Source organism: Pseudomonas kilonensis (genome assembly GCF_001269885.1).
GTDB classification, from domain to species: Bacteria; Pseudomonadota; Gammaproteobacteria; order Pseudomonadales; family Pseudomonadaceae; genus Aquipseudomonas; species Aquipseudomonas kilonensis.
The window spans coordinates 572,311-596,606 of sequence record NZ_LHVH01000017.1 but is presented as its reverse complement, the minus strand read 5'-3'; the positions used below and the strand labels follow the sequence as shown (position 1 = coordinate 596,606).

The following is a 24,296-nucleotide window of genomic DNA, read 5'->3' as shown; positions in this document are numbered from 1 at the left end:
GCCAGGATATGAAAGGAACGTACGGGCCCGAGTGAAAATTAGGCCGCGACAACCGCCGCCTGCAGGGCTCGCCCGAAAATTTCGGCGACCCGGTCGATTTCCGCCCTTGTGATAATCAGCGGCGGCAGGAACCGCACCACGCCGCCCTGCCGGCCACCCAGCTCAAGGATCAGCCCGCGCTTGAGGCATTCACGTTGCAGCCGTGGCGCCAGCCATGCGTGCACCGGCGGATGGCCCAGGGCGTCGGGTTTACCCGCCGGGTCCACCAGTTCGACGCCGAGCATCAACCCGCGACCGCGGATATCGCCCAGTTGTGGGAAGTCTCGCTGCAGGATGCGCAAGTGCTCGCTCAAGCGTTCGCCCATGGCGGCGGCGTGGGTCGGCAAGTCGTGCTCCTGCAGATAGCGCATTACTGCGGAACCGGCGGCCATGGCCATCTGATTGCCACGGAAGGTCCCGGCGTGAGCACCCGGCAGCCAGGTGTCGAGCCAGTCGCGATAAACCACCACCGCCAGCGGCAGGCTGCCACCGATGGCCTTGGACAGCACGACCACGTCCGGGATGATCCCGGCGTGCTCGAACGCAAACATCTTGCCGGTCCGGCCGAAGCCGCTCTGGATTTCGTCGACGATCAACGCCACACCCGTCTGCTCGGTGATCCGCCGCAAGCCGCGCAGCCAGTCCAGGTCGGCAGGAATGACCCCACCCTCGCCCTGCACCACTTCGACGATGACGGCTGCCGGCAATTGCACGCCGGCCTCGGGGTCATTCAGCAGGTTTTCCAGGTAATGCAGATTGGCCTTCACGCCCGCCACACCGCCCAGCCCGAACGGGCAGCGGTAATCGTAGGGGTATGGCATGAACTGCACGCCGCTGCTGAGCAAGGCGCCCAAGGGTTTCTTCGGCCCCAGGCTGCCCATCAGGCTCAACGCCCCTTGGCTCATGCCGTGATAACCGCCCTGGAACGACAGCACGGTGCTGCGGCCGGTGGCGGTGCGCACCAGCTTGAGGGCCGCTTCCACGGCGTCAGTACCGGTGGGGCCGCAGAACTGGATCTTCGCCTCGGCGGCCAGCTCTGCCGGCAACAGGCCGAACAGGTCCTGGACGAAACGGTCCTTGACCGGCGTGGTCAGGTCCAGGGTATGCAACGGCAGCTCATCGGCCAACACCTGCTGGATCGCTTCGATCACCACTGGGTGGTTATGCCCCAGCGCCAGTGTGCCAGCGCCGGCCAGACAATCGATGAAGGTGCGGCCCTCGACATCCTCGACATACAGCCCCTTGGCACGCTTGAGGGCCAGGGGAATCCGCCGTGGGTAGCTGCGGGCATTGGACTCCTGCCGACTCTGGCGGGCCAGCAGCGGCGACTCATTGAACTGGTAGAGCGTCTCGGCCGGCGCAAGACTGACCCGGGCCGGCTGTGCTTCGATAAGACTGTTGGCGACTGACATCCCTCGACCCCGCAATACACTGAAGTAATGACCCAACGACACACCGCGCAGATGCATCTCCGGTCGGAGCGCACATGCAGGTTTCCTGTTGTGGAAACGCATCAGCCACGCAGGGATTTACTCTCGGGCAGAACTTTCTCCGTCAGCGCGATCAGTGGTTTGTCCTTGAAACCTGTGGGAGCAAAGCTTGCTCGCGATGCAGGCACCTCGGTCTGACTAGCGGCCAAGGTGATGCCATCGCGAGCAAGCTTTGCTCCCACAGAGCCTTCCTACAGGCCAATCAGGCCGGTAACACCTGCACCGGCACCGTCAATTCAACCCGCAGGCCATCCGGACGAGTGTCGAAATGCAGGCCACAGCCGCAACGCTGGACGATGGCCTGGACGATCGCCAGCCCTAACCCGCAGCCGGTGCTCTGGCCGTTGCGCCAGAAGCGCTGGGTCAGGTGCTGGATGTCGTCGGCAGCGATGCCGGGGCCGTGGTCGCGGACCTGGAAGCGCACGCGCTGGCCGATCATCTCCAGGCTCAGCTCCACATCGGTATCGTCCGGGGTATGGCGCAGGGCGTTATCCAGCAGGTTGCGCAAGGCGGCGATGGAGAGCACCGCCGGCATCTGCACCGGTGCATCGGACACCCCTGGGGATACGTGCAGCCTGATCCGCCGGGAATCACTGCTGGCGGCATCCTGGATCGCCAGCCGGGCGACCTGTTCGGCGTTGCATTGCACGCCATCGTCGAACGACAGGCTGCCTTCGACCCGCGCCAGCAGCAGCAACTGTTCGAGCGTACGATGCATGCGGTCGGCGCCCTCCTCGGCCCGGGCCAGGGATTGATCGCGGGCGACACCCTCGGTCATGCGCGCCACTTGCAGGTGCGTCTTGATGGCGGTCAGCGGGCTGCGCAGCTCGTGGGCAGCGTCGCCGGTCAGCCGTCGCTCGCGCTCGATGGTCTTGCCGATGCGCTGGAACAACTGGTTCTGGGTCTCCAGCAACGGTCGCAACTCACTGGGCAGTGGATGGATCTGCAAGGGCTCCAGGGAGTCGGCATTGCGCCGCATCAGCGCATCGCGCATGCGATTGAGCGGTGCCAGGCCCTGGCCGATACCGAGCCACAACAGGCACAAACAACCGAGCAATGCCACGCCCACCGGCACCGAGGCGGCCAGCAGTATCGACATGTTCAGGGCTTCCCGTTCGATCTGGCGGTCGGCGGTGGTGATGCGCAAGTCACCCCGGGCCAGGGTGAAGCTGCGCCAGGGCGCGCCGTCGATCATCTGGTCGTGGAAACCCATCTTCTCGGCTTCCAGGGTTTGTTCCGGAGTGCCATGGCTGCGGGCCAGAATCTCGCCGCGCAAGGAGCTGACCTGACAGGCCATGCCGCCAGGAATGCTCAATGGCTCGGAGCTCAAATGCGTGCCGTCGCCCTTGCTGGGCAACGGTGGCATCTGTTCCAGCAACCCGGCGACCATTCGCGCGGAGGCCACCAGGCGCTGGTCGAGGGAAAACATCATCTGGTTGCGCAGGTCGCTGAGCATCCACGCCGCGGCCAGGGCCCAGATCAGGGCAAAGGCCGCGCCGAGGGTCAGGCTCAGGCGCAGTCGCAGGCTCATCACTTGGAAGACTCTCCACCTTCGGCTGGCCCCAGGCGATAGCCCAGGCCGCGCACAGTCTCGACAATCCCGTTGCCCAACTTGCGCCGCAGGTGATGGATATGGACGTTGAGGGCGTTGCTTTCCAATTCGTCGTTGAAGCCGTAGACGCTGTCCTTGAGCTGTTCGGTGGACAGCACCCGACCGCGACTGTGCAGCAGCGCCTGCAACAGCGATTGCTCGCGCCGGGACAGATCCACCGGCTGGCCGTCCAGGGTGGTTTCCCGACTGCTGGGGTCGTAGGTCAGGCGACCGTGCTCGATCAGGTTGACGCTGCGCCCCGCTACGCGCCGCAGCAACGTGTGCAGGCGCGCCGCGAGTTCGCGCAGGTCGAAGGGTTTGAGCAGATAGTCATCGGCGCCTGCCTGCAAGCCGTCGACCCGGTCGGTTACCGAGTCCCGGGCGGTGAGGATCAGCACCGGCGTCTCCAGCCCCTGCTGACGCAACTGCCTGAGCAGCTTGAGACCGTCCTCGTCGGGCAATCCCAAGTCCAGCACCATGACGTCGAATTCCGCCACGCCGACCATCGCCCGCGCCGCCGATGCGGTGGCGACGTGCTCGACAGTCAGGCCCTGCGCCGTAAGGCCGGCAACGATCCCGCTGGCAATCAACTCATCGTCTTCGCAGACCAGTACGCGCATGGTAAGCCCCGTGGAAAAAGGTACATTAGGCCGCCGGCCGATTAAGCCGACATTATGCGACGAGTACGGCCAACATGGGCGATCATTGCTGCCTGCCGGTCGTCGCCGGGTTAATCGACGGTTAATCGCCAGCCGCCATTGTGTTTTCCACTTGCTTCGTTCTAAGGCTTTATCCATGCGTCGATTGTTTTTGCTGTGGCTGTTCCTGATCTCGGGCCTGGCCCAGGCCGCCAATCCCTTCGAAACCAAACCCGATTTCCTGCCGGTGGAAAAGGCGTTCGTGTTTACCTCCGAACGCCTGGACTCCGGTGAAACCCAGCTGTTCTGGCAGATCGCCGATGGGTACTACCTGTATCAGCAGCGGCTCAAGTTCGATGGCCTGGCCGAGGCGCAGAAACCGAAATTGCCGGAGGGCGAGGCCCACAGCGACGAGTTTTTCGGCGACCAGCAAGTCTATCGCCAAGCGTTGGAACTGAAGATACCCGCCGGTGCCACGGGCAAGATCAAGGTCGGCTTCCAGGGCTGCGCCGACGCGGGCCTGTGCTATCCACCCCAGACCCAAGTGGTCGACCTGGGTGGCAGCGCACCGGTGGCGGCCAGCGGCGAGGCGCCGGACCAGGCCCTGGCCAGCGGCCTGCAACAACGGGCCTTGGGCTGGAGCCTGCTGGTGTTTTTCGGCCTGGGCCTGCTGCTGGCGTTCACTCCCTGTTCGCTGCCGATGCTGCCGATCCTGGCCGGGCTGGTGGTGGGCAGCGGCGCCGGACCGAGACGCGGCCTGGCCTTGGCTGGCAGCTACGTGATCAGCATGGCCCTGGTATACGCCGCCATGGGCGTGCTCGCCGCGCTACTGGGGGCCAACCTCCAGGCGCTGCTGCAACAGCCGTGGCTGCTGGGCAGCTTCGCGGCCGTATTCGTGTTGCTGGCGCTGCCCATGTTCGGCTTCTTCGAATTGCAATTGCCGGCCGCCCTGCGTGACCGCCTGGAAAACGCCGGGCGCCAGCAGCGCGGTGGCAGCCTGGTGGGTGCCGGCATTCTCGGGGCGCTGTCCGGCCTGTTGGTGGGCCCGTGCATGACCGCGCCGCTGGCCGGCGCGCTGCTGTACATCGCCCAGAGCGGCAATGCCCTGCACGGCGGGCTGATCCTGTTCACCATGGGCATCGGCATGGGCTTGCCACTGTTGCTGTTGGTGACCGTGGGCAACCGCTTCCTGCCCAAGCCCGGCGCCTGGATGAACCTGCTCAAGGGCGTATTCGGCTTCCTGTTCCTGGGCACCGCGCTGCTGATGATTCGCCCGATCATCGACGGTTCGTTGTGGGTCGGGCTGTGGGGCGTGCTGTTGTTGATCGCCGCTTACAGCGCCTGGCGCCAGACCGAAGGGTTCGGCCGCATCGCCTATGTCTGCGGCAGTGCCTCGTTGCTGTTCGGCCTGTGGGGCAGCCTGCTGGTGATTGGCGCGGCGGGCGGCGGCGAGGATTTCTTCCAGCCCCTGAAGGTCTACGCCGGCAGCGAGCGCAGTGCGACCGTCAGTGCCCATGACGCGTTCGTCACGGTCAGCGAGCCCGCCGCCCTGCAACGGGAACTGGACGCCGCCAAGGCCCAGGGCCAGTGGGTGCTGCTGGACTACTACGCCGACTGGTGCGTGTCCTGCAAGATCATGGAAAAACAGGTCTTCGGCCGCAGCGAAGTGCTCGACGCCCTGAAAGGCGTGCGCCTGCTGCGCCTGGATGTCACCGCCGACAGCCCCGCCAGCCGCGAACTGCTGAGCCGGTACCAGGTGCCGGGACCGCCGAGCCTGCTGTGGATCGGCGCCGACGGTGAAGAGCGCCGCAGCCAGCGGATCACCGGGGAAGTCGACGCCAAGGCGTTCCTGGAGCGCTGGAACCTCACCCGGGACGCGCGCTGATGCTGACGTTTACCTTGGGCACCTTTGCCATCGCCCTCAACCACCTGTTGCTCATCAGCGCCCTGGCGCTGGCGACCTTCGTCGGCTGGCGGGTGGCCAAGCGCGGTGGCGAAAACCCCGAGTCGGTGCTGTTCGTGCTGTTTCTACTGGGCCTGCTGGCCGCACGGATCGGCTTCGTCGTCGCCTATTGGCAACATTACCGGGACGACCCGTGGCAGATCGTCGACCTGCGCGACGGTGGCTTCCTGGCCTGGCCTGGCATCGTGGCGCTGCTGATTGGCGCCTTGTTGTGGGCACGGCGCCGTCCACCCCTGCGCCGGCCGTTGGGCTTCGGCGTCGGCAGCGGCTTGCTGTTCTGGCTGGTGGCGACCCTGTCGCTGACAATTTATGAACAAGGCACCCGGCTGCCGGACATCACCCTGCGCACCGCCGACGGCGAGACCGTGAAACTCACCGATTACCAGGGCGGCCCCCTGGTGATCAATCTATGGGCCACCTGGTGCCCGCCCTGCCGGCGTGAAATGCCGGTGCTCGAAGAAGCCCAGCAACAGCGTCCGGACCTGACCTTCCTGTTCGTCAATCAGGCCGAAAGCATGCAAAGCGTCAGCACCTACCTTGCCACCCAAGGCCTGAGCCTGACCAATGTATTGTTCGATGGCAGCGGTCGCCTCGGCCAGGCCGTGGGTTCCATGGCTCTACCGACTACCCTGTTCTACAGCGCCGACGGTCGCCTGCTGGGCAGCCACCTGGGGGAATTGTCGGAAGCGAGCCTGGCTCGCGCCCTGGAAAACTTCGAAACGCCGGACTCGTCCACGACGCCCCATTCCGCCACAAGGAAAACGCCATGCCCCGCCTCCGCCACCTGCTGACCCTGGCCGTCGCCGCCGCACTGTCGCAGGCCCCGCTGCTCCAGGCCGAAGAATTGCCTGCAGCGATCAAGAAGATCGAAGCCAAGGGCGCAAAAATCATCGGTACCTTCGACGCGCCGGACGGCTTGCGCGGTTACGCGGCGCAATACCAGAACCGTGGCATGGCGCTGTACCTGACCCCGGATGGGCAGCACGTCCTGCTGGGCAACCTGTACGACGCCGACGGCAAGGACCTGAGCGCCGAGCCGCTGCAAAAACTGGTCTATGCGCCGATGGCCAAGGCCATCTGGGCGAAAATGGAAGCGAGCAACTGGATCGCCGACGGCAACAAGGACGCGCCGCGCACGGTGTACCTGTTCAGCGACCCGAACTGCCCGTACTGCAACATGTTCTGGGAACAGGCTCGGCCTTGGGTCAAGGCCGGCAAGGTGCAGTTGCGCCACATCATGGTGGGCATCATCCGCGAAGACAGCCCGGGTAAATCCGCCGCCTTGCTGGCCGCCAAGGACCCGGAAAAAACCCTGGCCGAGCATGAAAAGGCCGGCAAGGGCAGCCCGCTCAAACCGCTCAAGGCCATACCGCCGGCCATCCAGGCAAAACTGGACGCCAACCAGCAGTTGATGGACGAACTGGAACTGTCCGCCACCCCGGCGATTTTCTATCTGGATGAAAAAGGCGACCTGCAACAGCAGCAAGGCGCGCCGTCACCGGACAAACTGGTGAAGATTCTCGGGCCGAAGTGACTGGCCTCGCTGTAGACCCCTTGTGGGAGCGAGCTTGCTCGCGATGGCGGCAGATCAGTCAGCATTGATGTGACAGACACACCGCTATCGCGAGCAAGCTCGCTCCCACATTGGATCTGCGTCGATCACAAGTCCCCTGTGGGAGCGAGCCTGCTCGCGATAGCGGTGGATCAGCGACGCAAGAGTCCCAGCAACATCCGATTCACGAATTCCGGGTTCTCCAGATTGGAGATATGCCCCGCCTCCGGAATCGACACATGGGAGCAACCGATCAACTCGGCCATCTCCAGCGACTCGGACGGCGGCCGCGGTTTGTCCTGGTCGCCAAACATCACCGTCGTGCGCTTGGCGTCCAGTTCATGCAGGCGCGGCAGGATGCTGTCCCGACCGAAAATGATCCGCCCCAGCGGCACGATGCTGTCGCGCAGGCGATCGGTCGGCAGCGCGGCCAGTGTGGCCCGCAACTGCTGGTAGAGCGCCGAATGCGGGTCGATCCCCGGCCGGAAAAAGATCGGCACGATGATATCCAGCAAGGGTTCGGGAATGCTGCCGCTGGCTTCGATCTTGTCGAACAGCGAGAAGTAATACTGGCGAGTCGGTTCCGGCTCGACGCCGACGTAGGTGTCCATCAACACCAGCGATTGCACGCGTTCAGGCGCCGCCAGCGCCAACCGAGCGCCCCACATCCCGCCCACCGAAAGCCCGACCAGATTGAAGCAGTCGATGTCCAGGTGATCCATCAACGTCAACGCCTGGCGAGCCAGGTCGTCCAGGGAGGTCATGCCCTCAGGCAAACGCCCGGACTGGCCGTGCCCCCACAAGTCCAGGGCGATGACTCGATAATGCTGGGACAACACCTCGATCTGCGGCGTCCACATGGTGTGGTCCCACAGATAGCTGCTGCCCAGCAGCACCACCGGGCCCTGGCCTTGGTCCAGGTAATGGAGCGGCTGTCCGTCAATGATTGAAAAGGGCATGGGTGACCTCCTTGTTTGAGTCTGGAAAAAGCCTTGGGGAGACTGAGCTGTGCAAGCTGAGCAGTCAACCTTTGAGCCAGCAGTGCCTGTGCTGCCCCCATCGCGGGCAAGCCTTGCTCCCACAGGGTTGAAGCTCGAACACAAATACTCTGTTCGCCGCTGATCCCTGTGGGAGCAAGGCTTGCCCGCGATGAGGTACTCATAGACGCCGCAGAACTACATCCCTTCCAACTCCGCCATCAAATCATTCAACCGATCCACCTTCTCCTCAGTGATCTCGCTGGCCGCCAGCCCATCGATGTAGTCGGCCAGTTCCTGCACCGTGCTGCATTCGAACATCGCCCGCAGCGGTACGTTGCGTTGCAGGGCCTTTTGCACCCGCGAGGCGATCTGCGTCGCGAGCAAGGAATGCCCGCCCAATTCGAAGAAGTTGTCCCGCACCCCCACCCGCTCGACTTTCAGCACCTGGGCCCAGATGTCTGCCAGGGCCTGCTCCAGTTCATTGCCGGGGGCTTGGTAGTCCTGGCTTTGCAACTGGCCGATCTCCAGGGCCGGCAAGGCCTTGCGATCGAGCTTGCCGTTGGCGTTGAGGGGCAGGCGCTCGAGCCACAGCCAGTGCAGCGGCACCATGTATTCCGGCAGTTCGGCCCGCAGGCGCTGCTTGATGCGCTCCAGGCGCTCGGCGGGTTTCAGTGCCGAGTCAGTGGCGACGAGGTAGCCCACCAGATGCTTGCCATTGGCGCCCTCCTGCACGCCCACTGCCCCGTCGCGCACTTCTGGCTGTTCATGCAAGCGCGCTTCGATTTCCCCCAGTTCGATGCGGTAGCCGCGGATCTTCACCTGATGGTCGATGCGCCCGACGTACTCCAACACCCCGTCGCTGCGCCGCCGCGCCAGGTCGCCGGTACGGTACAGCCGCTCCCCCGGCGCACCGAACGGATTCGGCACAAAGACCGGGGCGGTGCGCAACGGATCGCTGACATAACCACGCCCGACCCCGGTGCCCGCCACGCACAACTCACCCACCGCGCCCAGCGGCACCAGGTCCAGCGCGCCGTCGAGCAGGTACAGACGATTGTTGTCGGTGGGCGTGCCAATCGGCAGATACGTACCACGGGTCGAGGCCAGGTCGACCCGGAAGAACGCCACGTCGTCGGAGCATTCCGCCGGGCCGTAGGCGTTGACCAGGCCGATGTCCGGGTAACGCAACAACCACTGGTGGGCCAGTTCCGGTGGCATCGCTTCGCCGGTGGGCAGCATCCAGCGCAAACCCTGCAGACCGATGCGTTCCTGGGCAAGCATGCCCTGGATCAGCGACGGCACGCTTTCCAGCACACTAATGCCCTGCTGCTGTACATGCTCCAGCAGCCCTTGCGGGTCGTGGGCAATGGCGTTGGGCACGATGTCGACCCGGGCACCGAACAACGGCGCGGCCAGGAACTGCCAGACCGAAATATCGAAGCTCTGCGAAGCGGTCTGGGCGATCACATCCGCCTCGCTCAGCGCCAGGTACGGCACTTTGCTCAGTTGGTTATTGAGCATGCCTCGCTGCTCCACCATCACGCCTTTGGGCAGGCCGGTGGAGCCGGAGGTGTAGATCACGTAGGCGAGGTTATCCGGCCCGCTGTAGACACCTGGGTCTTGCGGTGAAAAGTCGCTGGCCTGGACGGTTTCCCACACCAGCAGTTTCGGTCGCCCGGAACAGGCGAACTCGTCCAGCAACGCCTGCGCCTGAGCCTCGCAGGCCTGGGTGCAAACCAGCAACGGCGTGCGACTCAATTCGATGATGCGGCTCAGGCGCTGGCTCGGCAGGCCGGGGTCCAGCGGCAGGTAGCCGGCGCCGGCCTTGAAGCTGCCGATGATCATGCCCAGCAACTCGGCATCCCGTTCGGCCAGCAGCGCCACGGGCTGATCCAGGCCGACACCGGCAGCGATCAGGGCGTGGCCGAGGCGGTTGCTGCGCGCATTCAACTCGGCGTAGTTGTAGCTGGCGTCCAGGCAACTGACCGCAGGGCGGTGCGGATGGGTCGCGACCCGCGCCTCGAACAGCTCGACGTAGCTCTGTTCCAGCGGATAGGCATGCTCGCTCTGGTTGCAGCCTTCGATGAGGAAATCCTGTTCTTGAGCACCGATCAGCGGCAACTCGCTCATGTCGCCGTGCAAGCCCTCCATCAGCGCCAGCAGCAACCGCTTGAACTCACCCAGCAGCCCCTGGACGGTGCTTTCATCGAAGTAGCGCTGGTCGTACGAAAGGTGCAGCCCCAGGTCATCCCCCGGGTAGCAGACCGCCGTCAGCGGGAAGTTGGTGTGGGTCCGGCCCGAATCCGAAGTGGCGTTGAGGCTTTGGGCGCGGTCCAGCACCGAGACCTCCACCGGCGCGTTCTCGAACACGAACAAACTGTCGAACAGCGGCTGGCCCTTGGGCAGTTCGCTGACCTCCTGGATGCTCACCAGCGGCAGGTATTCGTACTCGCGCAGTTGCATGTTGCGGTCCAGCAAATCGCTGAGCCACTGGCGCACGCTGCAACGCTGATGGTCCTCAGGCATCTGCACGCGCAAGGCGATGCTGTTGATGAACAGCCCCACGGTGCGTTGCATCTGCGGCAGCTCCACCGGGCGCCCGGCCACGGTGACGCCGAACAGCACGTCGCGGTCGCCGCTGACCCGCCGCAGCACCAGGGCCCACGCCGCCTGGGCGAACGTGTTGACCGTCAGTTGATGAGCCTGTGCCAGCTCCCGCAGCCGCGCACCGTCCCGGGCATCGAGACGGGTGTAGCAGTCGCCGACGATCATGCCGCCACTGTCACCGGCGTGCTCGCGCAGGAACGGTCGGTCGCCAGGGATCGGGGTGGTCCGCTCGAAGCCTTGCAGGTTGCGCTGCCACCACTGGCGGGCTTCGGCCAGGCTCTGGTGCTGCAGCCAGCCGATGTAGTCGCGATAACGCGGTGGCACGGCCAACTGCGGTTCGCGGTTTTCACCCAGGGCGGTGTAAATCTCGAAGAAGTCGTCCATCAGCAGCGAACGGCACCAGGCATCAATGAGGATGTGGTGGTTGCTCATCATGAACCAGTAGCGCGCCGCGCCGACCCGAATCAGCCGCAGGTGGAACGGCGCCTGGTTCAACAGATCGAAACCGGCCTCGCGCTCGTCCTTGAGCAGGGCCTGGAGCTTGGCTTCCTGGGCGTCTTCGGGCACCTCGGACCAGTCGAGATAATCCACCGGCGTGCTGCCGGGCTTGTGGATGATTTGCAGCATGTCTTCGCCAACGTTCCAGCAGAACGATGCGCGTAAGGCTTCGTGGCGGGCGATAACCGCTTGCCAGGCCTGGGCAAAACGCTGCGGGTCCAGTTCGCTGTTGATGCGATAGCGATCCTGCATGTAGTACAGGCCCGTGCCCGGTTCCAGCAAGGTGTGCAACAGCATGCCTTCCTGCATCGGCGTCAGCGGGTAGACGTCTTCGATCTGCCCGGCCGGCACCGGCAGGCTATCGAGCTGGCCCTGGGTCAGCTTCGCCAGGGGGAAGTCCGATGGCGTCAGGCCGCCCGCCTCGTCCGTCAGGCAGTGCTCGATCAGGCGTTGCAACTCATCGAGGTAGGCCTCGGCCAGGGTGGCGATAGCCTGACGATCATGACGTTCACGGCTGAACGTCCAGCGCAGCACCAACTCGCCACCGCTGACCTGGCTGTCGACACTCAGCTCATTGGGCAGCGGCGCCTCGGGGTCGTGGATCGCCCCCAACGGCGCATCCAGCGGCTGGAACAGCGCATCCTGACCGAGGGTCTGGTCGAGTTGGCCCAGGTAGTTGAAGGTGATCGCCGCGTGCGGCAGGTTGGCCATTGCCTGGCGAGTCGTCGCGTCGGCCAGGTAGCGCAATACGCCATGGCCGAGGCCTTTGTGGGGCACCGCGCGCAGTTGTTCCTTGATCGCCTTGATCGACGCACCAAAGCCTTCGGCCGCTGGGCTCAGGCGCACGGGATAGACGCTGGTGAACCAGCCGACGGTGCGGGTCAGATCGATGTCGTCGAACAGCGCTTCGCGGCCGTGGCCTTCAAGCTGGACCAAAGCCGAGGCATGGCCGCTCCAACGGCACAGTACCCGGGCTAGCGCCGTGAGCAGCAGGTCGTTGACCTGGGTGCGGTAGGCGCTCGGCGCCTGTTGCAACAGTTGCCGGGTGCGCTCGGCGTCCAGGCGCACGCTGACAGTTTCAGCATGACGTTCCTGCAGCCCGCCCTCGGGATTCGCGCACGGCAGCCGCACCTGCGCGCCACTCAACTGCGCTTGCCACCACACCAGTTCTTCGCGCAGGGATTCGCTGCCGGCGTAAGACTGCAAGCGCGCGGCCCAGTCCCGCAATGGGCTGGTCTTGGCCGGCAGTTGTATTTCCTGCCCGGTGGTGAGCTGGCGGTAGACGGTTTGCAGATCGTCCATCAGCACCCGCCACGACACACCGTCGACCACCAGGTGATGGATGACGATCAGCAACCGTTGCTGGCCATCGGGTAACTGCGCCAGCACTGCGCGCAGCAATGGCCCGGTTGATAGATTGAAACGGCTCTGCGTTTCGGCAAACAACGCTTCGCAATCCTGCCCGGTGTCCACGGACACGTGCCGCAACAGCGCCGCGTCAGACAACGGCAGGTGCTCGGCCCGCCAGTGCCCGGCGGTTTCGTCGAAGCCCAGGCGCAAGGCATCGTGGTGCTGGAAGACGCTGCGCAGTGCCTGTTCCAGCAGTTGCGGCGCCAGGGCCGTGGTCGGCGTCAGCACCAGCGCCTGGTTCCAGTGGTGCTGGTTGGGGATCTGGCGCTCGAAGAACCAGTGCTGGATCGGCGTCAGCCCGGACTCACCCTGCAACAGGCCCTGCTCGGCAAGCACCTGCTGGCTGCGCGTGGCAACCGCGGCCAAGGTCTGCACGGTCTGGTGCTGGAACAAGTCCCGGGGGGTGAAATGAATGCCCCGCTGCCGGGCGCGGCTGACCACCTGGATAGACAGGATCGAATCGCCGCCCAGCTCGAAGAAGTTATCGTTAAGACCCACTTGCCCGACGTTCAGCACCTCGCACCAGATCGCCGCCAGGGTCTGCTCCAGGGCATTGCTCGGCGCCACGTAGTGTTGGCGATTGAGTTCAGGGTCGGGCAGCGGCAAGGCGCGGCGGTCGAGCTTGCCGTTGGCGGTCAGCGGCATGCTCGCCAGCAGGATCAGGTGCGTGGGCACCATGTAGTCCGGCAACTGTGCCTTGAGGTGGTTTTTCAAGGCTTCGCGCAGGGCCGTTTGTTGTTCGGTGTCCTGTTCGGCGACAGCGGTCACCAGGTAGCCGGCCAGTTGCTTGCCCCCCGGCGTGTCGAGGGCCAGTACCACGGCCTCGCGCACCGCGTCATGTTCCAGCAGGCGGGTTTCGATTTCTCCCAGTTCGATGCGGAAGCCGCGGATTTTCACCTGATGGTCGATCCGCCCCAGGTATTCCACCAGACCGTCGGCACGCTGGCGCACCAGGTCGCCGGTGCGATAGAGGCGTCCGCCCTCGCTGGCGAACGGGTCGGCGACGAAACGCTCGGCGGTCATGCCCGGACGCTGGTGATACCCCTGGGCCAGACCGGCGCCGCCCACATACAACTCACCTGTGGCACCTTGGGGCACCAACGCCAGGTCGGCGTCGAGGATGTACGCCACGCGGGCGCCAATCACGCTGCCTATCGGCACACTGGCCGCGCCCTCTTCCAGTCGCTCCGGAGCCAGGCTCGCCAACGGCATGACCACGGTTTCGGTCGGACCATAGGCGTTGAAGAACAGGCTCGGGCTGAACGCCGCGCGAATGCGCTGCAAATGTTCGCCCGTCAGGGCCTCGCCGCCAGTGATGCACATGCGTACCGGCAGGGTCTGGCCCTGGGTCGCCAACCACTGCGCCAACTGGCTGCCGTAGCTGGGGGTGAAGCCAAGGATGTTGATGCGATGCTGGCGAATCAGCCCGCAGATTTCCTCGGCGTCCCATTGGCCCTGGGCCCGCAGCACCACGTGGGCGCCACTGAGCAACGGCACCAGCAGACGTTCGGTGGCCGCATCGAAGTTGATGGAATAGAAATGCAGCTCGCAATCGTCCGGGCGCATGCCGAAACGCTGGATCACCGCCTGGCAATGCATGGCGATTTCACCGTGGGACACCACCACACCCTTGGGCTTGCCGGTGGAGCCGGAGGTGTAGATCAGGTACGCCTGGTGTTGCGGCAGGTTGATCAGCGGCAGCGGCTGATCCGGGTATTGGGCCAGGGCCGCCGAATCATCTTCCAGGCACCAGCAGCCCACGCCCTCGGGTAACGCACCGAGGGCCTGGAACATCGCCCGGTCACTGAGCAGCAGGCTGATGCCACTGTCTTCGATCATGTAGTTCAAGCGGTCCAGCGGGTATTCCGGGTCCAGCGGCACGTAGGCGCCGCCGGCCTTGAGGATCGCCAGCAGGCCGATGACCATTTCCAGCGAGCGCTCCAGGGCCAGGCCCACCCGCACCTGCGGCCCGACGCCTCGCTCGCGCAGCATCCAGGCCAGGCGATTGGCGCGGCTGTCCAGTTGCGCATACGTCAGGGTCTGCCCGGCGAACGTCAGCGCCGGTGCGGCGGGACGCGTCTGGGCCTGTTCGTCGAACAGTGCGTGGAGGCATTGGTCCAGGCGATGCTCACCGGGCTCGACGCCCAGGCTGTCGAGCAACTGTTGCTGCTCGCGGGTGTCCAGCAACGGCAGTTCACTCAGGCGTCGGGCCGGATCGACCAGCAACGCTTCCAACAGATTGCGCCAGTGCCCAGCCATGCGCGCGATGCGCGGTTCGTCGAATAGGTCGGTGCTGTAGGTCAGGCAGCAACCCAGGCGCTGGTCCAGGTCGGTGACTTCCAGGTTAAGGTCGAACTTGGTGGCCCGGGCGTCGTTGACCAGGTATTCCACCGTCATGCCGGCCAGCGTGCGGCTCTGCTGGAACTCCCAGCGCTGCACGTTGCACATCACCTGGAACAGCGGGTTGTAGGCCGCACTGCGCGGTGGTTGCAGGACTTCCACCAGATGATCGAACGGCAAATCCTGATGGGACTGGCCTTCGATGACGGTGTGGCGCACCTGTTCGAACAGTTCGCCCACCGACATCTGCCCGTCGAGCTGGCAACGCAACACCTGGGTGTTGAGGAACGCGCCGATCAGCCCTTCGCTTTCCGGACGGATGCGGTTCGCCACCGGCGCGCCGATGCGCAAGTCAGTCTGGCCGCTGTAGCGATAGAGCAGCACGGCCAGGGCGGCGGTCATGGTCATGAACAGGGTCAGGCCCTGTTGCGCGTTGAAGGCACGGACCCGCGCCGCCAAATCATCGCTGAGGTCGAAACGGAACAATTCACCGCGATGACTTTGCACCGATGGACGCGGACGGTCACCGGGCAGTTCCAGCAACGGATGTTCGCGGCCCAGTTGCGCGGTCCAATAGTCGAGTTGCCGCTGACGCTCGCCGGACTCCAGCCATTGGCGCTGCCAGACGCTGTAGTCCAGGTACTGCACCGGCAACGGTTCCAGCGGGGACTCACGATCGTCGATAAAGGCTTCGTACAGCGCGCTCAGTTCACGGGCGAAAATGTCCATCGCCCAGCCTTCAGTGACGATGTGGTGCAACGTCAGGACAAAGTAATGCTCATGCTCGGCGGTCTTGACCAGACAGGCCCGCAGCAGCGGCCCGGTTTCCAGGTCGAAGGGCCGGTGGGCCTCACTGTCGGCCAGTTGTTGCACCCGCTGCTGGCGAATGTCGGCGGCCAGCCTCGAGAAGTCCTTCCAGTCCATGCACAGGCCCGTCTCGCCGTGCACCTGCTGGCGGGCCACGCCGTCGACGCTCGGGAACGTGGTGCGCAGGGTTTCGTGGCGCAGGATCAACGCCTGCAAGGCCGCCTCGAAGCGCCCGACATCCAGCACCCCGCGCAAGCGCGCCATGCCACCGACGTTGTAGGCCGGGCTGTCCGGCTCCATCTGCCAGAGGAACCACATGCGCTGCTGGGAATAGGACAGCGGCACCGGTTGGCTGCGGTCGACCTTCTCGATGGGCGGCTGGCGGTTGGTCTGGCCGCTGACCTGGATCAAGCGCACTTGTTCAGCGAAGGCTCCCAGCTCACTGGCTTCGAACAAAGTGCGCAGCGGTAGTTCGACGTCACAGGTTTGGCGGGTGCGGGAAATGATCTGGGTCGCCAGCAGCGAATGGCCGCCGAGGGCAAAGAAATCGTCCCGCAGGCCGATGCACACAAGGCCCAGCACGTCGCGCCAGATGCCGGCGATTTGCTGCTCCAGGGCACTGGCCGGCTCGACGTGCTCGCGCACCTGCCACTGCGGTTCGGGCAAGGCGCGGCGGTCGAGCTTGCCGCTCGGGCCCAGGGGCATGGTGTCCAGGCGCAGCAGTTGGGTGGGCACCATGTAGTCGGGCAGCTCGGCGGCCAGGGCGGTTTTGAGTCGAATGTTCAACGCGTCCTGGTCCTGAGCGACAGTCGAGGCGGTGTAATAGCCGATCAACTGCGGGCCGGCCGAGGTGTCGCGCACCAGCACTGCCACTTGGGCGACGCCGTCCTGGGCCAATAGGCGCGCTTCGACTTCCTGCGGCTCGACCCGGAAACCGCGCAGCTTGACCTGCTGGTCGAGGCGGCCGAGGTACTCGATCACGCCGTCGGCGTTCCAACGCGCGCGGTCGCCGGTGCGGTACAACCGCGCACCGGCCGGCCCCAATGGGTCGGCGACGAAACGCTCGGCGCTCAGGCCCGGACGGCCGAGGTAACCCCGGGCCAGGCCCAGGCCGCCGATGCACAGCTCGCCCGGCACACCGGCCGGCACGGGATTGAGCTCGCTGTCGAGTATCCGGCACAGGACGTTGCCCAGGGGACGGCCGATCGGCGAGCGCTCGCCATCGGCCTCGGTGCAATGCCAATGGGTGACGTTGATCGCGGTTTCGGTCGGGCCGTAGCGGTTGTGCAATTGCACCGCCGGCAGTTGCGCCAACACCCGGTTGCGCAGTTCGGCGGGCAAGGCTTCACCGCCGGAGAACAACCGACGCAGGCTGTTGCAGCGCGCGCTCAGTGGCTCATCGACAAACAGGCTGAGCAACGGCGGCACGAAGTGCAGCGTGGTCACGCCAAACTGCTGCACCAACTGGGCGATGCGGTGTGGGTCACGGTGCTCTCCGGGGCCAGCCAGTACCAGTTGGCTGCCGGTGATCAGTGGCCAGAAGCACTCCCAGACCGACACGTCAAAACTGATCGGCGCTTTTTGCATCAGCACATCGCTGGCATCCAGCCCGTAGGTCGCTTGCATCCATTGCAGGCGCTCGGCCAGGGCCGCGTGGGTGTTGCCGACGCCTTTGGGCTGACCGGTGGAGCCGGAGGTGTAGATCACGTAGGCCAGGTGGTCGCCGTGCAAGTGCAGGCCCGGCGGATTGCTTGGCCATTGCTCCAGGTGCAGGGCGTCCATGGCGATGACACTGACGCCGTCGCACGCCGGCAAACGCTCCAGCAGCGCGGTTTGGGTCAGCAGCAAGTCGACGCCACTGTCGTGGAGCATGTAGGCCAGGCGTTCGGCCGGGTAGTCCGCATCCAGCGGCACATAGGCACCGCCGGCCTTGATGATGGCCAGCACACCGATGAGCAACTGCGGCGAACGATCGGCGGCAATCGCCACGCACACGTCCGGGCCAACGCCCTTGTCCCGCAGGTAATGGGCCAGGCGATTGGCCTGGGTGTGCAGCTCCGCATAGTCGAGTTGACCACCGTCCCAGCGCAACGCAGTGCGTTGCGGCGTGCAGCGGGCCTGTTCGTTCAACAGCTCCGGCAGCCATTGGCTGGCCGGCGCGCACGGGGCCGCGCTCCATCGCTGCTGTTGGCGGTGTTCATCGGCGGCCAATAACGGCACATCGCCGATGGCTTGTTGCGGATCGGTACAGACCGCCCGCAACAGGTTGCAGTAATGCGCTGCCAGCCGCTCAATGGTCGCCGCCTCGAACAGTTCGTCGGCGTAGTCGAACGACAGCGTCAAACGGCCGTTGCGATCTTCTTCGCTGTGCAGTTGCAGGTCGAACTTGGCTTCACGGCTGTGCCACGGCAACTCCTCGGCCAGCAACCCCGGCAGGCGCCGCAAGGCACTCAAGTCACGCTGCTGGTGGTTGAACATCACTTGGAACAGGCCTTGCTCGCGCGCCTCGGGAAACGCTTCGAGCAATTGTTCGAACGGCAGGTCCTGGTGAGCCTGGGCACCGAGCGTGGCTTCCCGGGCCTGGGCCAGCAGCGCAGCGAATGGCTGACGTGAATCGACCTGCCCGCGCAGCACCTGGGTGTTGATGAAGAAGCCGATCAAGCCCTGGGTTTCCAGGCGCGGACGGTTGGCGTTGGGCACGCCAATGCGGATGTCGGATTGGCCGGTGTAACGCTGCAACAGCGCCTGGAAGGCTGCCAGCAACAGCATGAACGGTGTCGCGTCATGGGCCTGGGCCACGTGGCGCAGGGCCTCGCCGAGACCCTTGTCCAGGCGCAGGCTATGCCGCGCGGCACTGCGCTGGCGTTGAGCGCTGCGTGGGTGATCCGTGCCCAGCACCAGGGCCGATTGTTCCGCGCCCAGTTGCTGCTTCCAATAGCTCAGTTGGTGCTCGGCTTCGCCTTGGGCGAGCCACTGGCGCTGCCAACTGCCGTAATCGGCGTATTGCAAGGGCAACGGCGCCAGACCGGCGACCTGGCCTTGGGATGCAGCGGCGTACAGCCGGGAAAACTCTTCGACCAACACGTTCATCGACCAGCCGTCGGCGATGATGTGGTGCAGGGTCACCAGCAGCTGATGGTCATCCTCGTCGAGACGCAACAGGCTAACCCGCAGCAGCGGCCCCTTCTCCAGATCGAACGGCGTGACCGCTTCGTCTTCTCGAACCTGCCGCGCCCGGGCTTCGCGCAAGTCGGCAGGCAGGTCGCCGAGATCGATGACATGCAGCTTGAATTCACCGGCCGGATCGACCTGTTGCAGGGCCACGCCATCCCGCTCCAGGAACCGCGTGCGCAGGGACTCATGACGCTCGATCAATTGCTGGAAACTGGCGCGCAACGCGTCTTCGTCCAGCTCGCCGCGCAGGTGCAAGGCGCCGGGAATATTGTAGGCATGGCTCGCCGGATCGAGCTGCCAGGTGATCCACAAACGGTTCTGGGCCAGGGATTGCGGCAACGCATCGTCGCGCGACAATGCGCTGATCGCGCCTTGAGGCTGGCCGCCGTCCTGTTGCTGGTTCGCCACCGCTGTGGCGAACGCAACCAGGGTCGGGGCTTCGAACAGCAGGCGCAGGTTCAACTCCAGCCCCAGGGTTTCCCGTAGCTTTGCGATCACCTGAGTGGCGGCGATGGAGTTACCGCCCAGCAGGAAGAAATGATCGTCAGCCTGGACGTGTTCGACCTGCAACTGCTCCTGCCAGATTTGGCCGATGAGCGTTTGCAGCTCGGAGGACGGCGCCGACTCATCAGCGCCTTCTACCTCGGCTGACGGGAACTGTGCATAACTGTCCAAGCTGCCGTCGGCCAATCGACTGCGGCAGGCCGAGCGCTGCAACTTGCCGCTGGAGGTCTTGGGCAACGCGCCGGGATTGAGCAGCACCACCACGCTCGGGGCTTGCTGGCAGGCCTCGGCCACGGCCTGGCGAATGGCTTTGATCAAGGCTTCGGGCGGGAGGATTTTCTGCACGCTGCGGCTGATTTCCGCAGCGATGCCGATGCCTTCCTCGCCGTTATCGTTGACCGCGAACGCGGCCACGCGGCCCTTGCGCACCACCTCCACTTCACGCTCGATGGTTTGCTCGATGTCCTGGGGATAGAGGTTATGCCCGCGCACGATCAGCAGGTCTTTCAGGCGACCGGTGATGAACAGCTCACCACCGCGCAGGAAACCCAGGTCACCGGTACGCAGCCAGGTCCGGCCATCGTGCTGGACAAAGGTCTGGGCGCTGGCTTCAGGGTTGCGCCAGTAACCCAGGGCGATGCTCGGGCCGGCGGCCCAGACTTCACCGACCTGATTGTCGGCCAACGGCTGCACCGTAGCGGGCTCGACCACCAGCAGCGCGTGCCCAGGCTGACTGACACCACAACTCATCACCGCACTGCCCTGCCCCGGCTCGGCACGGTTTTGCGCCAGTGCCACATCATCCACCCGCAGCGAAGGAATGCCGTGGCGGCGTGGCGTGCCGGCGACGAACAGCGTCGCTTCGGCCAGGCCGTAAGAGGCCATGAAATTGTCCGGCGTGAAGCCGCACGCGGCGAACTTCTCGGCAAACCGCTCCAGCGTGTCGAGGCGGATCGGCTCGGAACCGGAATAGGCCACGCGCCAGCCGCTCAGGTCGAGACGCTGCCGGGCCGAGTCACTGACCCGTTCGCTGCACAGCCGATAGGCGAAGTCCGGGCCACCGCTGATGGTGCCGCCGTATTCGCTGATTGCTTCGAGCCAACGCAGGGGCCGGGCCAGGAAGTAGGCCGGCGACATCAATACGCAGGGGACGCCGCTGAACACCGGCTGCAACAAGCCGCCAATCAGACCCATGTCGTGGTACAGCGGCAGCCAGCTGACGATGACGTCATCGGGGTTCAGGTCGATGCCGAAGCCATGACGGATCAGCAATTCGTTGGCCACCAGGTTGCCGTGGCTGACCTGCACGCCCTTGGGCAGCGCGGTGGAGCCGGAGGTGTATTGCAGGAAGGCAATGTCATCGTCCTGCAGCGTCGGCATCCGCCATTGCCCGGCGCGGGCCGGGTCGAGGGTATCGACGCACAACACCGGCGGTGCCGATTCGATGGCCTGCAACGGCTCGCACAGATCGCTACTGGTGAGCAACAGGCGCGGTTCGGCGTCGGCAATGATCGACAGCAAGCGCTCTTGATGATGGCGGCGGGCAGACTCCGGCGGATAAGCCGGCACGGCAATCACCCCGGCGTAGAGGCAGCCAAAGAACGCCGCGACGTAATCCGGGCCGCTGGGGAACAGCAGCACGGCGCGATCACCCAGCGCCGCTTCGGCCTGCAAGGCGGCGGCGATGGTCCGGGCGCGCAGGTCCAGGTCGCGATAACTCAACACCACACCCTGCTCCGGGGTGTCGGCAAGGAAGCGCAGGGCCACCCGGTCCGGCGTCAACGCGGCGCGGCGCTGGAGGGCATGAGCCAGGGTGCTGGGGAGTTCGAACGCGTCGGTCATGGGGTTTCCTGCCTGGATTCGGCTTGCAAGTTGTCACCCATGGGAACGGATAGCAGCGGCAAATAATTAGTCGGAGCGCCTGCTCACCGAAGCATCCGGCAGCCAGGCGCCGCGGCAATGGGTCGCGGGACCGAGACTGGACTTTATTGAAGCAATAATTCTTCTTCTCAATTGACAATCATTATCATTAAGCCTAATTTGGCGCTCGATGTGTAGGACGGGGCCGGCATCCGGACGTCCTGCTAACTTTTTGCAGCAAGGTGAATTCCATGACGGAACAAGTATCCACAAGCAGGTGCGACTCACCGTTACTCCAGGCATTCGTGGACAACCGATTGATCCTGGTCAAGATCGCGGCGCGCATTACCGGCTGCCGCTCCCGCGCGGAAGATGTGGTGCAGGACGCGTTTTTCCGGCTGCAATCGGCACCGCAGATCACCTCCTCGTTCAAGGCCCAGCTCAGCTACCTGTTCCAGATCGTGCGCAACCTGGCGATCGACCACTACCGCAAGCAGGCGCTGGAACAGAAATACTCGGGGCCGGAAGAGGAAGGGTTGAACGTGGTGATCCAGGGTGCTTCGCCAGAAACCTCCCATATCAACTTCTCCACGCTGGAGCACATCGCCGACGCGCTGACCGAACTGCCCAGCCGCACCCGCTATGCCTTCGAGATGTATCGCCTGCACGGCGTGCCACAGAAGGACATCGCCAAGGAACTGGGCGTCTCGCCGACCCTGGTGAACTTCATGATCCGCGATGCCCTGGTGCATTGCCGCAAGGTGTCGGGGGTTCGAGGAGATACCTTCGCCCGGCGGTGATATGTCAGTTCCGACCCCATCGCGGGCAAGCCTTGCTCCCACAGGTTTTTCTGGCAGGCAGATAGTGTATGAAGCCCCGGGGCCTGTGGGAGCAAGGCTTGCCCGCGATGGCGGCCTGTTAACCACCACCTGCCCCATGCCAAACCTCACATCAACCCACACCGATCAAAAAACCGCTCACGCCCCAGGATCATCAGCGCCGCGCGCTTGTGGGGGAAATCGAATTCCTTTTCACAATGGAAGCACTGGTTGTGCAGGTGCCCGATCATCCGGGCATTGTCGGCCCGGGGCTCGGCGACCACGCGCTGGGTGCGTGGGTCGTCCAGGAACAGGTAATGCACCAGCGCCGACAGCCAACTGGCCACCTTGTGCGGTCCCCGGTGTTGCTCTTCACCCACCAGCATGTGGATGCCGCGATCGTAGTTGCCGGCATCATAGAACGGCGCGATCCGATCTTCCTTGGCCCAATAGGCTTCGAAATAAGCGAACGGCTGGTCATCGAAACAGCCGATCAGGGTCAAGACCCGGGGGTCGGCCTGCAGCTTGCCCAGGTACTCGCGATGCTGTTCCAGGCTGCCCTCCTCCTGCCAGAAACTCGCCACCCGCGGGCTGTTCTGCCAGCGGTTGAAACGCGTAAGGTCCTGCTCGATTTCCAAGGTGCGCAAGGACACCCAGGCCCCCAGCCGCGCATCGAAACGCCGGTACACCTCGCCACGGGGCTTGATGGGCCGACGTGGATGACGCTGGCCATTGGTGATGATCATGTGTTGCGGGTAACTGCCGTTGAACGACACTCCCAGCCAGGGCTGCGGCAATTGCCAGAACATCGTGCGCTCGCAAACGTATTCACCGGCACGTTCAGTGGCCGTCAACAAACCGCTGAGCAAGGCTTCGCCGGGGTGCTCGTCGAGGTGCCAGGTCAGGCGCTGGCAGTCGGGATCGCGAGCAAACAGCCAATAGCAGGCCGCCCACAGCGCCGGGCCCACCGGACGGTCGTTGATTTCCTGCAAGTGCACGTGCAACTCGGGACCGCGCGCAAGGCGCAGCCGGATCAGCGGCGCGCCTTCGAGCATCAGGCTCAGGTGGCGTTCGGTTTCATCGGCGCCGAGGCGACGGCCGCCGGGCAAGGGCAGCGTCGTCGGGTGATTGAAGTTGGACATGGGAGGGGCTCGCGTATTCGTCGGTAGTCAACGTGGGACGTGAGCCGGGGAGGGAAATTTAGTGTCGCCTTCAATGGGAATGCGTGGGCACCAGTTGGATCTGGTAGGGCTGGAAAATCTTCAACAACTGACCGTTATCCCGCAGCGTTTGCAGCAACTGGGCAAACGCTTCACTGGAAATGGGCGCCTGTGGCCGGATCAGCGCGTAATGGTGGTAAACCTGATCGATACGCTCGGACACCAGCAATTGCGGGCCGACGTCCGGATTGCGCAACACGTAATCGTTGAGGTACGAACGGGTCACCAGGGCGATATCCGCCCGTCCTCGCAACACCATCAACAGGTTGCTGTCGTGGGAATACGTCAGCGTGGCGTTGTATTGGCCGGCGAGGAACTTGGGGTCGGCGTTGAATTCGGCAAAGGCGTAGTGATAACCGCTGAACAGGGCCAGGCGCTTGCCCCCGAGGTCAGTGAAATAACTTTGCTGTCGATCCGGCTGGCGCTGGGCGACGAAGACTTCCGCATCCTCCAGGCCCATGTCCACCGAGGTGTGCGGCACATCTTGCCAGCCCCACTCGGGGTTCTCGAAAATCGCCATGTCGACCCGACCCTGCTTGAAATCATTGAAGCGGCGCGGGATCGACGTCGGCACCAATACGAACTGGTAGTCGGTTTGCGACTGGTTCAAGGCCTCCACCATTTGCGGCAGCAGGCCGGTGTCGGCGCCGTTTTCGGGACGAACGGTATAAGGCGGAAAATGCGCAGCACCGATCCGCACCAGTTGCGCCGCCTCGGTCGGCAACGCCAGGAAAACGGCCAGAGCAGCCAGCAGCAGACGCGAGGTCATCCTCATCGGCGAAAACGTCAAGATAACCCACTCCCC

The 24,296-nt window shown here is 64.6% G+C and carries 11 protein-coding genes; 4 read left to right on the top strand and 7 right to left on the bottom strand.

Translation table 11 applies throughout. The features are described 5' to 3' along the window. Nucleotides 1-38: 38 nt before the first annotated feature. From AD662_RS09235 to AD662_RS09225, 3 genes are all read right to left on the bottom strand, one after another. Nucleotides 39-1,451 carry an aspartate aminotransferase family protein gene (locus AD662_RS09235; RefSeq protein ID WP_053187291.1) on the bottom strand — a complete coding sequence of 471 codons (1,413 nt, stop codon included), beginning with the start codon at nt 1,449-1,451 and terminating at the stop codon, nt 39-41. A 280-nt stretch (nt 1,452-1,731) separates the two neighbouring features. Further along, nucleotides 1,732-3,063 carry an ATP-binding protein gene (locus tag AD662_RS09230; protein WP_053181508.1) on the bottom strand — a complete coding sequence of 444 codons (1,332 nt, stop codon included), beginning with the start codon at nt 3,061-3,063 and terminating at the stop codon, nt 1,732-1,734. Further along, nucleotides 3,060-3,740 carry a response regulator gene (locus AD662_RS09225; RefSeq protein WP_013692602.1) on the bottom strand — a complete coding sequence of 227 codons (681 nt, stop codon included), beginning with the start codon at nt 3,738-3,740 and terminating at the stop codon, nt 3,060-3,062. The genes AD662_RS09230 and AD662_RS09225 overlap by 4 nt, the downstream gene beginning before the upstream one ends. Nucleotides 3,741-3,915: 175 nt before the next feature. Here AD662_RS09225 and dsbD point away from each other — a divergent pair, with 175 nt between their 5' ends. The 3 genes from dsbD to dsbG are packed head-to-tail and all read left to right on the top strand — an operon-like array spanning nt 3,916 to nt 7,255. After that, a complete protein-coding gene (gene dsbD, locus AD662_RS09220; RefSeq protein WP_053186748.1) occupies nt 3,916-5,643 on the top strand; it encodes a protein-disulfide reductase DsbD in 1,728 nt (575 codons plus the stop codon). After that, the gene (locus AD662_RS09215) at nt 5,643-6,512 is read left to right on the top strand and encodes a TlpA disulfide reductase family protein (protein ID WP_053181518.1); all 870 of its coding nucleotides are present in this window, start codon (nt 5,643-5,645) and stop codon (nt 6,510-6,512) included. The genes dsbD and AD662_RS09215 overlap by 1 nt, the downstream gene beginning before the upstream one ends. After that, complete coding sequence (gene dsbG / locus AD662_RS09210; RefSeq protein ID WP_014337318.1) at nt 6,488-7,255, top strand: thiol:disulfide interchange protein DsbG; 768 nt, start codon at nt 6,488-6,490, stop codon at nt 7,253-7,255. Before AD662_RS09215 ends, dsbG begins: the two co-directional genes overlap by 25 nt. 170 nt (nt 7,256-7,425) lie before the next feature. Here the strand turns inward: dsbG and AD662_RS09205 are convergent, their stop codons facing one another. Further along, nucleotides 7,426-8,232 carry an alpha/beta fold hydrolase gene (locus AD662_RS09205; protein ID WP_018610233.1) on the bottom strand — a complete coding sequence of 269 codons (807 nt, stop codon included), beginning with the start codon at nt 8,230-8,232 and terminating at the stop codon, nt 7,426-7,428. Between the two features lie 216 nt (nt 8,233-8,448). Further along, on the bottom strand, nt 8,449-21,435 hold the full coding sequence (locus tag AD662_RS09200) for a non-ribosomal peptide synthetase (RefSeq protein WP_053186745.1): 12,987 nt from the start codon (nt 21,433-21,435) through the stop codon (nt 8,449-8,451). A gap of 269 nt (nt 21,436-21,704) precedes the next feature. Between AD662_RS09200 and AD662_RS09195 the strand changes: the two genes are divergently transcribed. Then, entirely contained in the window at nt 21,705-22,253 is a 549-nt protein-coding gene (locus AD662_RS09195) for an RNA polymerase factor sigma-70 (RefSeq protein WP_024619408.1), read from the top strand. 146 nt (nt 22,254-22,399) lie between these two features. Here AD662_RS09195 and AD662_RS09190 read toward each other — a convergent pair whose 3' ends face one another. Then, nucleotides 22,400-23,413: a GNAT family N-acetyltransferase gene (locus AD662_RS09190; protein WP_053186742.1), complete on the bottom strand. Its 1,014-nt coding sequence runs from the start codon at nt 23,411-23,413 to the stop codon at nt 22,400-22,402. Nucleotides 23,414-23,483: 70 nt separating this feature from the next. Beyond that, a complete protein-coding gene (locus AD662_RS09185) occupies nt 23,484-24,260 on the bottom strand; it encodes a substrate-binding periplasmic protein (RefSeq protein WP_018603198.1) in 777 nt (258 codons plus the stop codon). Nucleotides 24,261-24,296 lie beyond the last annotated feature (36 nt).

What these genes read in the sequence shown, in the direction of transcription:
- AD662_RS09190 (WP_053186742.1), bottom strand. Translation starts at nt 23,413, where the DNA reads ATGTCCAACTTCAATCACCCGACGACGCTGCCCTTGCCCGGCGGCCGT.
- AD662_RS09195 (WP_024619408.1), top strand. Translation starts at nt 21,705, where the DNA reads ATGACGGAACAAGTATCCACAAGCAGGTGCGACTCACCGTTACTCCAG.
- AD662_RS09235 (WP_053187291.1), bottom strand. Translation starts at nt 1,451, where the DNA reads ATGTCAGTCGCCAACAGTCTTATCGAAGCACAGCCGGCCCGGGTCAGT.
- AD662_RS09200 (WP_053186745.1), bottom strand. Translation starts at nt 21,435, where the DNA reads ATGACCGACGCGTTCGAACTCCCCAGCACCCTGGCTCATGCCCTCCAG.
- AD662_RS09185 (WP_018603198.1), bottom strand. Translation starts at nt 24,260, where the DNA reads ATGACCTCGCGTCTGCTGCTGGCTGCTCTGGCCGTTTTCCTGGCGTTG.
- dsbG (WP_014337318.1), top strand. Translation starts at nt 6,488, where the DNA reads ATGCCCCGCCTCCGCCACCTGCTGACCCTGGCCGTCGCCGCCGCACTG.
- AD662_RS09205 (WP_018610233.1), bottom strand. Translation starts at nt 8,232, where the DNA reads ATGCCCTTTTCAATCATTGACGGACAGCCGCTCCATTACCTGGACCAA.
- dsbD (WP_053186748.1), top strand. Translation starts at nt 3,916, where the DNA reads ATGCGTCGATTGTTTTTGCTGTGGCTGTTCCTGATCTCGGGCCTGGCC.
- AD662_RS09225 (WP_013692602.1), bottom strand. Translation starts at nt 3,740, where the DNA reads ATGCGCGTACTGGTCTGCGAAGACGATGAGTTGATTGCCAGCGGGATC.
- AD662_RS09215 (WP_053181518.1), top strand. Translation starts at nt 5,643, where the DNA reads ATGCTGACGTTTACCTTGGGCACCTTTGCCATCGCCCTCAACCACCTG.